Source organism: Acinetobacter sp. A1, from assembly GCF_012371315.1.
In the GTDB taxonomy this organism is placed as follows: Bacteria; Pseudomonadota; Gammaproteobacteria; order Pseudomonadales; family Moraxellaceae; genus Acinetobacter.
This window is the reverse complement of record NZ_JAAZQY010000014.1, coordinates 1-14,395: the sequence shown is the minus strand read 5'-3', so window position 1 is coordinate 14,395 and position 14,395 is coordinate 1. Positions and strand designations below refer to the sequence as shown.

Genomic DNA, 14,395 nt, shown 5'->3' with positions numbered 1-14,395 from the left:
ATTCAGGTAATTTTTTGATAATTCTTTTGTTGACATTGGTCAACATGATACTATAGTTAAAAAATAGATAAAGGTGGAAAAATGAAGAAACATCCCAATAAGCATATTCGCGAAGCGATTGACTATGCTGTTGAAGTTGGGATGTTGTCGACTCTGGCAAGTCAGGACATGCATTTTATCCTAGGTCATACGGAACATCAAATGAGTGTGTGGAGCACACCTAAAGATCCTGAAACACATGCAAAGCAAATCCTGCGTAAGCTAAAGCAATGTAATGGAGATGAGCTATGAATAACTATCACTTTACCGTTGTGGTACGTGATGCACGTGCTAATCTATCCGAACTAGAAGATAAATTTTTTGAAGCGGGTTGTGATGATGCATTACTTTGTAGCTATAACGATACAATTTATCTTGAATTTGATCGTGAAGCTGACAATGCAGAACAAGCTGTTAGCTCTGCTTTAAACGATATTCGCTCATTAGGATTTCATGATTTGATTGTGGAAGAGCAAGGATATTCTACTTTGGCCGAAATGGCTGAACGTGCGGGTATGACTCGTCAAGCATTATCTCTATATGCTCAAAATAAACGTGGAGATGGTAATTTTCCACGTCCTATGTATGGGCTTGCATCTAAATCTGCCATGTACTTCTGGCCAGAAGTTGCGACCTGGTTATTCAATCAAGGGAAATTACATAAAAACCATTATGAAGTTGCCCGCACAGTAATGTCTTAGCTGAATTTGAAAATATAAAACACTTTATCTATAAATGACTGATTCCAAAATAGAAACCCATCCGCTTAAACCCTTTTTACCCGCCAATGCTAAGCTGTTAATGTTGGGTAGTTTTCCTCCGCCAAAAAGCCGCTGGAAAATGGATTTTTACTATCCGAATTATCAAAACGATATGTGGCGAATTTTTGGTTTATGCTTTTTTCAAGATAAAAACTATTTTTTAGATTTAGAACATAAAAACTTTCATTTAAATAAAATTATTGAGTTCTTAAATGCAACAGGAATCGCTATTTCTGATACGGCGCAACAGGTGATTCGACTCAAGGGCAATGCTTCCGATAAGTTTTTGCAGATTCATCAAAATATGGATATTGCAGCACTTTTAAAGCAGATGCCTGAATGCCGCAGTATTATGACTACAGGTGATAAAGCTACAGATACCCTCATGCAGTCAATGCCAGTAGAAACAGAAAAACCTCAGATTGGGCAGTCGACACAAAGTTACTTGGCTAATCGTGAGATACGTTTATACCGCATGCCATCTTCATCACGCGCTTATCCTTTGGCTTTAGAGAAAAAGGCAGAAGCCTATTTAAGCTTATTTAAAGAAATCGGCTTACTATAAGTAACTTTTGATATTAATATTAACTAATCTTGTGATTGGTATCCACAATCAATACGTATTTTATTAGACTCTATAAAAGACACTACAATGTCATTACATCATCCATTCAATGGGTAAATAAGAGATTGCATGCATCATAAAACGTTGGAACTTTGTGGTTTCGGGGTCATGGGTATAGGTTTTAACACTGCCGTCGGCTTGGTGATCTAACCAAATCAGTTCATCATCTTCATTTAATTTGAGTTGATAGGCAATTTGCGGTAAGTATTGGTCTAAAGATTGAGAAACATCATTTTGAAGCTGTTCTGACTCTAGAACTAAACCGACCTCAGTATTTAAATTGGCAGAGCGTGGATCAAAATTAAAAGAACCTACAAATACCATACCATCTATATCAAAGAATTTAGCATGTAAACTTGAAGCATTTTTACCTTTGGCGGGAATTACATTGCCCGTTGCAACTTCATACCAAGTTCTTCTTTTGCGCTCTATATAGGGTTTAAATTCGTATAATTGCACACCTGACTTGAGTAAATCTACCCGATATTTCTGGTAAAACGCATGTACCAAGGGCACATCATTAGCTAGAAAAGAATTGGTAAGCACCCGAATTTGTATATCATTTTTCGCTAAATTGGTCAGGGCATGCATGCCTTTTTCGGTTGGAACAAAGTAGGCAGAAACTAATTCCAAATGCTGTTTGGGTTCGCCCATAATATTGAGCATTTGCTGATAAATAAGTTGCTCAGTTTCAGCATTGCCACGAATTTTATTCGGAGAGTCCGCCACAAAATGTGCATTCACCCACTGTACAGGGTGCTGTTCCAATTTAATGCTGACTTCTTCTTGCGCACTGGCAACCCGTTCACGAATCTTATCTTTATATTTTGCATTTTGTTCATAAAGATTACGCAATTCTCTAAGTTGAACTGCGCTGCCTGCACCGAGTAGCTGATGCACTGAATAACTTAATTCATCATTCCAAAAGTCTAAAAATACAGCATTGGCCTGTGGGACTGCACTGCCATAAAACAGAATATCCATATCGGTAAATTGGAAGTTTTCACTGGCATCAAAATATTCACGACTAATATTACGGCCACCTGTAACGGCAATCGCGCCATCGGCAATAATCAGTTTATTGTGCATCCGGTGGTTAATCTGCTTAAATCGAAACAGGTAATCCAAGACGCGAATATTACGAAACTTGTAGGGATTAAAGATTTTAATTTCAAAATTAGGATGCTGAACCAGTCTTTTTAAGGTCGAATCAAGTTGCGTACCGTTTTGATCATCAATCAATAAACGTACTTTTACCCCGCGATCTGCAGCTTTTAAAAGTTCAGCCAGCATTAGCTGACCAATTAAGTCATCTTCCCAAATATAATATTGTAAATCTAAATGATGCTGTGCTTTTTGAATCAAGTATAAACGCGAGGCGATACTACTGAACGCATCGTTCAGTGCCAAATAAGCAGTGAGATTTTTGGCCAAATGTGCATCAATTTCATTGCCATTTAGCCAATGATCTACATAGTGTTCTACAGGACTATCTTTACTTGCTTGATTCATAGGCAAACTGCATCCTGTCAGTAAAATAGCTGCAAAAGCCAATATCCCAAGCCTGTACTGTGTTGGGGTTTGCGTCATTATTCTTAAGTCTTCTCTAGCATATTGTTATACGTTGATATTCTATTCATGTTAATGCTTGAAACGCGCAATAGAAAGAGGATACTGTTAGTCATCTGTTAATCAAATTTTTTAGGGATAATGTGCTCATGAAATCACGTGCAGCCGTCGCTTTTGGCCCTGGTCAACCACTCGAAATTGTTGAAATTGATGTTGCTCCGCCTAAAGTAGGTGAGGTCTTGGTCAAAATTACCCATACAGGGGTGTGTCATACCGATGCATTCACTTTATCGGGTGATGATCCTGAAGGTGTTTTTCCTGCAGTTTTAGGCCATGAGGGTGCAGGAATTGTTGTTGAAGTAGGCGAAGGTGTGACCAGTGTACAACCTGGCGATCACGTGATTCCACTATACACCGCAGAATGTGGTGAGTGTTTATTCTGTAAGTCAGGTAAAACTAACTTATGTGTTTCAGTCCGTGCTACACAGGGTAAAGGTGTCATGCCCGATGGAACAACACGTTTTTCATATAACGGGCAGCCAATTTATCACTACATGGGCTGTTCAACTTTTAGTGAATATACTGTGGTTGCAGAAGTTTCTTTGGCTAAAATTAACCCTGAAGCCAATCACGAACAGGTCTGTTTATTGGGTTGTGGTGTAACGACAGGTTTGGGGGCAGTTAAAAACACAGCCAAAGTCCAAGAAGGCGATACCGTTGCAGTGTTTGGTTTAGGTGGAATTGGCTTAGCTGTCGTGCAAGGTGCACGTAAAGCCAAAGCCAGCCGTATTATTGCGATTGATACTAACCCTGAGAAATTCAAACTGGCAGAACAATTTGGTGCAACTGAATTTTTAAACCCTAAAGATTATGACCGCCCAATTCAGGAAGTTATTGTTGAAAAAACAGGTTGGGGGGTAGACCACTCATTTGAATGTATTGGCAATACCAATGTCATGCGTTCGGCTTTGGAGTGTGCACACCGTGGTTGGGGGCAGTCAATTATTATTGGAGTTGCAGGTGCGGGTCAGGAAATTTCAACCCGTCCATTCCAGTTGGTTACAGGCCGTACTTGGAAAGGTACAGCATTTGGTGGCGTGAAAGGTCGTTCACAACTTCCTGAAATGGTAAATGAAGCCATGCGTGGTGATATTCAATTGGCACCTTTTGTGACCCATACCATGAAACTTGAACAAATCAATGAAGCCTTTGATTTGATGCATGAAGGTAAATCAATTCGTAGTGTAATTCATTTTGATGAATAACATTTTGATTCAATAAATAAAAACATCAAAACCAAGCTTAGGCTCGGTTTTTTTATTAAGTTTTTAAGTTCAGCTAACGTCCCCACCACCTTAAATTGTTAGACAAAAACACATAATAAAATTCTAAAGACACGGCTTTGTCCTGTAATGACATGGTGCAGCCAAACCTCAAGTTTTATCTTCAATCAAGAAATAAAGAACATTTGTATTTTAATTAAAAACATTATCGCAAGGGGAATGAACATGAGCATTACAGCCTATCAACCCGAATGGATTCGTGAAGATTTTATCGATTTTATAGCAGAAAAAGTTCATCCCACTTGGGCATGGAAAAAAGTCAAAGCAGAACTCATCTCACAACGTAATTTAAGTGATGATTTTGTTGAGCTTAAACTTCGGCCTAATCAGAACTTTAAGCAAAACAATGTACGTGCAGGTCAAAGTATTTTAGTTACGCTGACTTTGCAAGGTGTCCGCCAGCAACGCAGCTATTCTGTGGTAGAAATTACAGCGCAGGGTAATGTCGTCATTGCAGTAAAAAAGCAAGGTCGAGTTTCACATGCACTATGTAATTTAAAACGTGGTGATGTGCTGGAAATTTCACAAGCGCAAGGTGACTTTATACTAGATGTATCTGCACACAAACAGGCAACTTTATTGCTTGCTTCGGGCAGCGGCATTACCGCAATTTATGCACTCGCAGTCGAGCACTTAAAGAAAAGCACTCAAAGTTTAGATTTGATTTATTTCAGTCGCGATGATGCTTATCTTCCAGAGTTGCACTCACTGCTTCAGCAGTATCCTCAATTTAAATTGCATTATTTTAATACGACTCAGCAACAGCAACACTTACAGCTTGAACTGATTCAGCAGTATATTCCAGATTTTCAGCAGCGGATGTGCTATGCCTGCGGTGCCGCAGCTTTGATGAAAAGTGCGCAGCAAATCTATCAAGACTTAGATATATTCGCTCAATTAAAAACTGAATTTTTTCAGTTCAGAGCAAATGAAAACATTACAGCACAACCCGTACAGTTTTTACGTGCTCAACAAAGTTTTATGGCTCAAGGTAGTTTATTGGACAGTGCAGAACATGCAGGATTAAAACCTGCAAGTGGCTGTCGTATGGGTGTTTGCAATACCTGTTCCTGTACCAAACTCAATGGAAGCGTGCAAAACATGCTCACGGGTGAAGTGAGCCATGAGCCCAATACTCAAATCAAATTATGCATTTCGCAGGCTTTAACTCCTGTCACCATCAATTTATAAAAATGTGAGGCATAACAATGAATAAGCCCGTATATTTTAATGAAAATAGTAAATCCCGATTTTTAAATGCTGCACAAGTTGAAGAATTTGGTGCCAAAGTTGAAGAAATTCGACGAGAGATAATGCAAAGTCTCAATGAAAAAGACGCAGCTTATATTTATAAAATTCGTAATTTTGTGCGATATAGTGAAATCACTTCACGTGGTTTGCTCATGTTTGCAGGCTGGATTCCACCTGTGTGGTTGCTTGGGACGGCATTGCTGGGCGTATCCAAAATTGTTGAAAATATGGAGTTGGGACACAATGTCATGCATGGTCAGTTTGATTGGTTGAACGATCCTCATTTGAATGGTGCCAATTATGACTGGGATACCATTGCCACGGGCGATGACTGGAAATATACCCACAATTATATTCATCACACCTACACCAATATTGTCGGAAAAGACCATGATGTCGGCTATGGCTTACTACGTGTGAGTGAATCCCAGGCTTGGGAACCACGCTTTTTGTTCAATATTCCGCTGGCGATTCAACTGATGCTGTTTTTTGAATGGTATGTGGGTATTCAGCGACTACATTTAGAAGATGTTTTAGTCTATAAAACAAAAACATGGCGTGAGGTTTGGCATGAAGCACGTGATGTTCGTAAAAAAATAAAACGTCAGGTTGTGAAAGATTATGTATTTTTCCCGCTTATTGCAGGGCCAAATGCACTGCCAGTTTTTGCGGGTAATGTGGTCGCCAATATCATACGCAGTGTATGGGCATCGGCGGTGATTTTTAATGGACATTTCACTGAAGATGCCGAGAATTTTGAAGCAGATGACACTGCAAATGAAACTAAAGCTGAATGGTATTTACGCCAAATTCGAGGTTCTAGTAATTTCAGTGGCACAGCGTGGTTACACATTTTAAGTGGTAATTTAAGCCATCAAATTGAGCACCATTTATTTCCAGATATGCCTGCAAACCGCTATGCAGAAGCTGCACCTAAGGTAAAAGCACTTTGTGCAGAATACGGTATTCACTACAACGAAGCCAGTTTTACTCAGCAATTTGCCAGTGTCTGGATACGCTTAGCAAAATGCTCTTTACCCAATGCAGAAGATTTATCTGAGCAGTTGCGTTTTGCTAAAGCAGCAATACAACAAACGGCCCGACAAAAAATAGGGCAGTGGTTTAAAAAATAACAGCATAGATACACTGAAAAGACTTAGGAGGAGTCTTATCAGTTGGCAAATTTGGATTAAAAATATAGGTTAAATATTTTTGAAAAAGCATTGCCAAACTGAACAATACAGCGTATTTTAATTTTAACAGTTCATTTTTTGATGAAATCAAGATGTTGAAGCAACCTTTAATCGTAAACGCATACTATTACTTTTGGCAGTTTAAATGATTGCCTGAGATGCGTTCGGGCAAAAAAGGTTGCCCACCAGTTGATACCTGATCGGCAACCCTGATCAGGTTTTTTTATGCCTGCGATTTCATTTTGATTTTTATGAGTTTTTTGGAGAAAAATATGTATAACCTTAATTATTCATACTTTGGCAACTTTTATTGGTTTTACTTTAGTCAATTTATGACTCAAACCTTACAAACGATTAGACCCATAACGCTGAAATAAATGATCGGACTGTAAACAGAAACACAGTCCAAAGGAACAAACCAATGAATGCTTTAAATACTGCTTTACAACAACAGCACAACAGTTCAGAAATTAGTTTAAGCTTACCGCAACAACTCAAAGCAAAGTTTCCACTTTCGATTGAGTTAAAACAGCAAGTCGCACAACACCGCCAAACCATTCTAGATATTTTAGCGGGTACAGACTCCCGTTTATTGGTCATTACTGGACCTTGTTCAATTCACGATCCACAAGCTGCACTTGAATACGCAAAAAAATTAAAACAATTACAAAGCCAGATTTCAGATCATGTATTTTTGGTCATGCGTGCTTATATCGAAAAACCACGTACTACAGTTGGCTGGAAAGGCTTTATGTATGACCCAGACTTAGATGGCTCTGCCAATATGCAGCTAGGTTTAGAAAAGTCACGTGAACTCTACTTACAAATTATAGAAATGGGTTTACCAATTGCTTCTGAAATTCTAAGTCCAATGGCAACCGCTTATTTTGATGATTTACTGGCGTGGGGTGCAATTGGTGCACGTACCAGCGAATCTCAAATTCACAGAGAAATTTCTAGCCTAATGCCATATAGCATTGGCTTTAAAAATGGTACAGATGGCTCTATTCAAATTGCTTTAGATGCAATTCAGTCTGCAAGCCATCCACATCAATTCATGGGCATGAGCCAATCTGGTTTACCGTCAATTTTAGCGTCACAAGGTAATCCGCACGCACATTTAATTTTGCGTGGTTCAAATTCAGGTCCAAATTACCAATTGGCAGAAATTGAGAAAATTAAAGCAAAAAGCAAAGGGCAGTTGCCTGCTTTAATTATTGATTGTAGCCACGGCAATAGTCACAAAGACCCACAATTACAACCACAGGTATTACGTACAATTGTGGCAGAGCGTGAGCAAACTCAAGTACGTGGCATCATGCTAGAAAGCCATTTGGTCGATGGTAATCAAAAAATTTCCTGTGATATGACTTATGGTCAGTCGGTCACAGATGGTTGCCTAGGCTGGGATAAAACAGAGCAACTCTTACTTGAAGTTGCAGAAAACTTAAGCTGTCAAAATCTAGCCAAGACAGCTTAAAATTATATGACACAAACATTAAACCCCTGAATTATTCAGGGGTTTTGTTTTACACGTGTATTAAAAATACTGCAACAACATCATGCAATACACTAATGTTTTGATTCAGCAAAAAACATTAAGAATGAGCATCCACAGATTTATTTGGTTTTTCAACCACAAATTTATAGAAAATTAAACTTAAAAAGGTCAATACAGCACATAGCAAATAGGCAACCGTATAGTCATAGCATGCAATCACAAAGCCTAGAACTAAAGCACCAATGGCAATACCAATATCATAACAACAGAAATAAGTTGAAGTCGCATGTCCAATACGGTCTTTAGGTGAGCGCTGAATTGAAATAGTTTGCAAACAAGGCTGAGCTGAACCAAATCCTACACCAATTAGAACAGCTGCAAACATAAAACCGATGACACTTTGCACTTGGCTCAACACAATTAAACCCAAAGCAAAAAGGGTAATGGCAGGATAAATCACATAACTTGGCCCTTTGCGATCATAAATTTTGCCGGTAATGGGGCGTAAACTCATCATTGAAATTGCAAACACCACAAAGAATAAACTGGCATAAGACAGCATGTGGCGTGATTCTGCAAATGTTGAAATAAACGACATAATACTGGCGTATGAAAATGCCACCATCATTGCCATTAGTGAAACAGGGATTGCTTTTGTCTCGACAAAATCATTTAAGCCTAATTTACGTTTAGGTACGGGTGCTACATCAGTTTTTTTATTCGCTATTGGAATCATTAAACAAAATGCAAAGCCAACCCAGACACTAAGTGATAATAAGGTTGAAATACTGGCATAAGAAATGGATTGAATTAGGCTTAAACCAATTAATGGCCCAAGGACAATACCCAAATTCACTGAAACCAAGAAATAGCCCATACCTTCACCTTTACGGCTGTCAGGAATAAAATTATTGGCAATAGGTACTGTTACCGTAGTGACAATGCTGAACCAAATTCCATGTAAGAAGCGTAAAAGTAAAAGAAATTGTAGATTATCTGCAAAAATATAGGCCACGCTGCATAAACAGAACAGGATTTCAGACACATATAAGGTCTTTTTATAGCCAAATTTTTCAATAATCAGTCCACTAAATGGACGTACCGCAATGGCTGAGAGCATGAACAGGGTCATTGCAAGACCAGCTTGTGACAGACTGCCCCCCAACTCATTCACAATATAAATAGGCAGAATTGTCGTTTGCGCAAAATAAAATATGAATAAGAACAAGTTATTGAATAAGCAGAGAATAAACGACTTATTCCATAAATGTTCGGCATTTACGGAGGACATGGGAATAACCTATAGCTTGTGAATGGGAGCGATCACGCTGTGCGTACATTGTTATGCAGATGATTTGTTATTGAAGACAGAGTACAGCGCTATCATGCAAAATAGAATAAAACAACTTATGTGAAAAGTACAGTTATTTAATAATACGATTGAAAAACTTTAATTTTATTGAATTTTATATAGGCAAATTATCACAATAAGATAAATATATGATAATTAAGATTGTGTGAATAAAAAAATCAGCCCTAAGGCTGATTTTTCAATTATGTATCCGTTACGAGTAACTGAAATTTTATAAACCAGCTTCGTATTCAGCGCTAGAAAGTAGTTTTTCAACATCTGCAATGTTGTCTGGTTTGATTTTATAAATCCAGCCTTTGCCATAGGGTTCATCATTCACAAAATCAGGATCATCTTCCAAATTGCTATTCACTTCAACCACTTCACCAGAAACAGGCGCATGAATATCTGAAGCTGTTTTAACAGATTCTACTACGCCAGCTTGATCACCCGCAGTAACGTGTTGGCCAACTTCTGGGGCTTCTACATAAACTAAATCGCCCAAAGCATCTTGTGCATGGTCTGAAATTCCTGTGACGACCAAATCACCTTCAATACGTACCCATTCGTGGGTGCTTGCATATTTTAAGTCTGCAGGGTGATTCATTTGATAACTCCTTAAATTGTATCGAATCTTTTTGCCATGTTTTATACATGCTTTTTGCTAAAAACAAAAGTTTATAAATATGGATCTTTACGCCAATTGCTCGGACTGCGTCCACTCCAGCGTTTAAAGGCACGACTAAAATTTGCCACGTCGCTATAGCCTAACTCATCGGCAATTTGCTCTAGGGTATAGTCTGTACGTGACAAGAGCGAAGTCGCATGCCGATAGCGCACTTCATCCACCAAATTTGAAAAAGAGGTGCCTTCGGCAGCCAGTTGTCGCTTTAGGGTGCGATCTGACATGTGTAGATGGTCAGCCACATGCTCAATACTTAAATAATGTTGTTCCGCATGAGTCAAAATATCACGTACACGCATGGAAATACGCCGACGTTCGCCCAAGGCAGAAAGTTCTGCTTCACATTGATTAATGGCAATTTGACTGGCAATTGGATCTGCATTAATCATTTTTAAGCCAAGATATTGCTTATCAAAACTGAGTGCTAAATAAGGTTGATCAAAACGAAATTGATGATAGGGAAATTTAGCCATGTATTGGTCAAAGCCTTCTGGCTTTGGAAAGTCAAAATCGACTTCACCTGTAAAATCTTGCATGCCTGTCATGGCTTTGGTCATGGTGATCATGCCAATCATTAAGGCAATTGCAATTTCTGTGCGCAAAGGCTCCATGTGAATATCACACTGTAACTGCAGGCTGGCTTTTTCTCCAAAGGTCGAAAAAAATAGCTGTAAAAAGGGCATACGCAGCTGAATGAAACGGTTCGCCAATACCAGTGCATCACTTATTTCATGTGCAGTCATAATGGCATAACCAATAAAACCATGAATGGAAATACGCATTTGTGTGCCCAAATGATAGCCCAGCGTATTTTCACCAGTCAGTTTTAAGGCATGTTTGACTAATTCGTTGGCAACAGGTGTTGGAATTCGAAATTCAGGGGCTGCCAACATTTCACTGTTTAGCTGAAATGGTGCAAATAGGGTATCTGCGTTATATCCCCAGCGGGATACAACATCTAAAACCAATAAGCCATATACTCCAGGAACACCTTGTTCCTGACGTGTTGATATTGTTTTCATGCATATTCCATTGCATTTGCAAGTTTTATTTTAATTTGCGTTCGTCATCATCATCTATTTTTCAGCATTCTTTTTTAGGAGTTAGCTCCGAAAATATAATCAGATGACTTTTGCATCTTGGCATGAAATTTAAAGAAATTCTATGAAAATTGTTAGACAAAGCAGGCTTTGACTTCATGCTATTCATCTGCATTTAATCAAAGCCCGAATAAGATAAATAATGCTTTAGATGCTAATTTTTATCAGCTGATGGTTTTAGAATTTTATCTTGTTCAATCAAGAAACCACCTGTTTGACGTTGCCATAATTGCGCATAAATACCATTCATAGCAACTAACTCATCATGTGTGCCTTGTTCTGCAATACGTCCTTGATCGAGCACAATTAAGCGATCCATCTGCGCAATAGTGGAAAGTCGGTGCGCAATGGCAATCACCGTTTTGTCTTGCATTAGCTCATCTAGACTAGATTGAATTGCCGCTTCCACTTCAGAATCTAGCGCACTGGTGGCTTCATCTAAAATTAAAATAGGTGCATCTTTTAAGAAAACACGAGCAATTGCAATACGCTGGCGCTGTCCGCCTGAAAGTTTTACTCCACGTTCACCCACGTAGGCTTCATAACCTTTTTTGCCCCGTAAATCAGTCAATTGTGGGATAAATTCTTCAGCTTTGGCTTTACGTACAGCCTCATACATTTCTTCATCTGTCGCTTCTGGACGACCGTATTTAATATTCTCTGCAACGGTACGATGAAGCAATGAAGTATCTTGGGTAACTAAGGCGATGTTTTTACGCAGGCTATCTTGAGTGACATCTTCAATATTCTGCCCATCAATGCTAATCGTGCCTTGTTTCAGCTGATAGAAATGTAGCAATAATTGAATTAAGGTCGATTTTCCTGCACCCGAACGCCCAACAATTCCTATTTTTTCGCCTGCGCGAATGTTTAAATTAAACTGGTCAATCACATTTTTGCTGTTATAGGCAAAACTTACATCTTTAAACTGAATTTCACCTTGAGCAACTTGTAATGGTTTTGCATCGGCTTTGTCCTGAATCGCGATTGGACGTCCAAGGGTTTTCATACCATCTTGGATGGTTCCGACATTTTCAAACAGGGCAGAGGTCTGCCACATCATAAACTCAGCAATACTATTCAGTTTAAGAATCATGGCTGTAGTTGCAGCAATAATACCTAACTCAGCACGACCATTGAGCCAGAGCCAAATTGCAGTACCCAAAACTCCTACATATAGCACCACACTCAGTAAATTGATGCTGATTTCATATTGAGCGCCTAAACGCATTTGTTTGTACACGGTCACCATAAATTCTTGCATCGACGCTTTGGCGTATTGGCTTTCACGGCCTGCATGTGCAAACAGTTTTACCGTTTGAATATTGGTATAGGCATCGGTTACACGTCCTGTCATGACTGCACGTGCATCGGCTTGTTCGTTCGAGACTTTACTTAAACGTGGAATAAAATAAGTCGCTGCAAGAATAAATAAGGCTAACCAAACCAGTAACGGTAGAATTAGTATGGGTGAAATTGCACCAAGTACAATGCTGATTGTAATAAAGTAAATAAAGACATAGGCGAGCATATCGCCCAAAATCACCCAAAACTCACGTACTGCCAAAGCTGTTTGCATGACTTTGGCAGATAATCGTCCGGCAAAATCGTTATGGAAAAAATCCAGACTTTGTTGCAGCATTAAATTATGAAAGCGCCAACGTAAACGCATTGGAAAGCCGCTATACAATATTTGGTGTTTAACGATAGATTGTGCGCTGGCAAAGAAAATATTGGCCAATAAAATAAAAAACAATAAAGTTAAGTTCTGCTGATGTTGTGCAAGAAATGTATCTGGCTGGCTTTGGCTAAGCCATGTCACTAAATCGCCAATTTTTGCATACAATAAGGCTTCAAAACTAGCAGCCCCAGCTGTACACAATACCAGTATCAGCAAATATGGACGCACGCCTGAAGCAGCTTGCCAAACAAAAGGAAAAAACTTGGTTGGCAAGGGTTCGGTCAAACCTTTATTTGGATAAGGATCTATAAGTTTCTCGAACCACTTAAGCATGCGACTTTACCTTGTTAACAATACTGAGATTTAAGCTAAAACGTGCAGATGAATAGACTAAATTGAATAAAACAAAAGTTTGATTTGTATTTGTAAAGCCAAATTTTAATTTTTGACTTTCAAATCAAAAGAAAGCCTAGTTTACGCCATAATGCGCTAAATGTTGAAAGCTAAAATGAGCTTGCTTAAAAGTACTGCAAGGCAATAAGCCTATAAGTATTCAAATATCCTTTAACCAGTAAAAATAAAATGTTTAAAAAGAGTCATACATCACAATTTTAGTAAAATAAAACCAACCACATAACAAATAAATATTTAATTTTTATGAAAAATTTATTTTAAATTTGAATAAATTGCTATAATCGCGCCCATTTTGCACAAGCGTGCTGTTTATACTCCTTAATTTGATATTTATGATGATGCGTAACTTTTTAGGTGCAATTGCACTATGTTTCGGGCTTATTTTTCCAGTTAATGCCATGCCATTTGATCCATTAATTGGTACATGGAAAGTCATTGATGACCGTACAGGCTACTATGTTGCAGAAATTGTGATTCGTAAAAACTCCAAATCTTTGCAATATAGTGCCGTAATTACTCAGAATTTATCATCGGCAAGTGTAAGTAACGCAGGGTTATGTACAAAATGCCAAGGTGCTTTAAAGAATCAGCCAATTAAAGGTATGCAGGCTTTAGAGGGATTAATTGCAAATTCAGCGCCAAAACAATTTACTCAAGGGCAATGGCTTGATCCAAATGATGGACTAGTTTACAAAGTTGAGGCGCGTTTAAATACGGCGAATAACCAAATGAAAGTATTTGGTAAAGCCAAACATGCAAATGTCACCACAGCGATGACGTGGAAAAAACTTTAATATAGTTCAGTGGTAATCCTCCCATAAATAACCGAAGTTAAAAGTAGAGGTTAAGCAGCCATTAGAGGTGGCTTTCCTTTGTTAGCTT

The 14,395-nt window shown here is 38.6% G+C and carries 13 protein-coding genes; 8 read left to right on the top strand and 5 right to left on the bottom strand.

All coding sequences use genetic code 11. From position 1 onward, the window contains the following. Positions 1–81: 81 nt before the first annotated feature. The 3 genes from HHA41_RS06850 to HHA41_RS06840 are packed head-to-tail and all read left to right on the top strand — an operon-like array spanning position 82 to position 1,365. Complete coding sequence (locus HHA41_RS06850; protein WP_168461110.1) at positions 82–291, top strand: hypothetical protein; 210 nt, start codon at positions 82–84, stop codon at positions 289–291. Then, the gene (locus HHA41_RS06845) at positions 288–740 is read left to right on the top strand and encodes an XRE family transcriptional regulator (RefSeq protein ID WP_168418298.1); all 453 of its coding nucleotides are present in this window, start codon (positions 288–290) and stop codon (positions 738–740) included. The genes HHA41_RS06850 and HHA41_RS06845 overlap by 4 nt, the downstream gene beginning before the upstream one ends. A gap of 34 nt (positions 741–774) precedes the next feature. Beyond that, a complete protein-coding gene (locus HHA41_RS06840) occupies positions 775–1,365 on the top strand; it encodes a uracil-DNA glycosylase family protein (RefSeq protein WP_168418299.1) in 591 nt (196 codons plus the stop codon). A gap of 93 nt (positions 1,366–1,458) precedes the next feature. On the opposite strand, the gene HHA41_RS06835 is transcribed toward HHA41_RS06840, so the two are convergent. Next, a complete protein-coding gene (locus HHA41_RS06835; RefSeq protein WP_168461109.1) occupies positions 1,459–2,937 on the bottom strand; it encodes a phospholipase D family protein in 1,479 nt (492 codons plus the stop codon). Between the two features lie 206 nt (positions 2,938–3,143). Between HHA41_RS06835 and HHA41_RS06830 the strand changes: the two genes are divergently transcribed. From HHA41_RS06830 to HHA41_RS06815, 4 genes are all read left to right on the top strand, one after another. Further along, positions 3,144–4,259: an S-(hydroxymethyl)glutathione dehydrogenase/class III alcohol dehydrogenase gene (locus HHA41_RS06830; protein WP_168461108.1), complete on the top strand. Its 1,116-nt coding sequence runs from the start codon at positions 3,144–3,146 to the stop codon at positions 4,257–4,259. A 243-nt stretch (positions 4,260–4,502) separates the two neighbouring features. Then, entirely contained in the window at positions 4,503–5,528 is a 1,026-nt protein-coding gene (locus tag HHA41_RS06825; RefSeq protein WP_227592003.1) for an FAD-binding oxidoreductase, read from the top strand. Between the two features lie 17 nt (positions 5,529–5,545). Further along, on the top strand, positions 5,546–6,721 hold the full coding sequence (locus HHA41_RS06820) for an acyl-CoA desaturase (RefSeq protein ID WP_168461106.1): 1,176 nt from the start codon (positions 5,546–5,548) through the stop codon (positions 6,719–6,721). Positions 6,722–7,202: 481 nt separating this feature from the next. Further along, positions 7,203–8,261, top strand: coding sequence for a 3-deoxy-7-phosphoheptulonate synthase (locus HHA41_RS06815; protein ID WP_168418304.1), 1,059 nt, complete (start codon positions 7,203–7,205; stop codon positions 8,259–8,261). A 118-nt stretch (positions 8,262–8,379) separates the two neighbouring features. On the opposite strand, the gene HHA41_RS06810 is transcribed toward HHA41_RS06815, so the two are convergent. The 4 genes from HHA41_RS06810 to HHA41_RS06795 all read right to left on the bottom strand — a co-directional run bounded on the left by HHA41_RS06810 (position 8,380) and on the right by HHA41_RS06795 (position 13,432). After that, positions 8,380–9,573 (bottom strand): MFS transporter, encoded by a 1,194-nt coding sequence (locus HHA41_RS06810; RefSeq protein ID WP_168461104.1) that lies wholly within the window; start codon positions 9,571–9,573, stop codon positions 8,380–8,382. Between the two features lie 292 nt (positions 9,574–9,865). Further along, a complete protein-coding gene (gene gcvH / locus HHA41_RS06805) occupies positions 9,866–10,240 on the bottom strand; it encodes a glycine cleavage system protein GcvH (RefSeq protein ID WP_168418306.1) in 375 nt (124 codons plus the stop codon). Positions 10,241–10,311: 71 nt separating this feature from the next. Next, positions 10,312–11,340, bottom strand: coding sequence for an AraC family transcriptional regulator (locus HHA41_RS06800; protein WP_168461103.1), 1,029 nt, complete (start codon positions 11,338–11,340; stop codon positions 10,312–10,314). 232 nt (positions 11,341–11,572) lie between these two features. Beyond that, on the bottom strand, positions 11,573–13,432 hold the full coding sequence (locus HHA41_RS06795; protein WP_168418308.1) for an ABC transporter ATP-binding protein: 1,860 nt from the start codon (positions 13,430–13,432) through the stop codon (positions 11,573–11,575). A 413-nt stretch (positions 13,433–13,845) separates the two neighbouring features. Here HHA41_RS06795 and HHA41_RS06790 point away from each other — a divergent pair, with 413 nt between their 5' ends. Beyond that, entirely contained in the window at positions 13,846–14,307 is a 462-nt protein-coding gene (locus HHA41_RS06790; protein WP_228284166.1) for a DUF2147 domain-containing protein, read from the top strand. Positions 14,308–14,395: the final 88 nt, after the last annotated feature.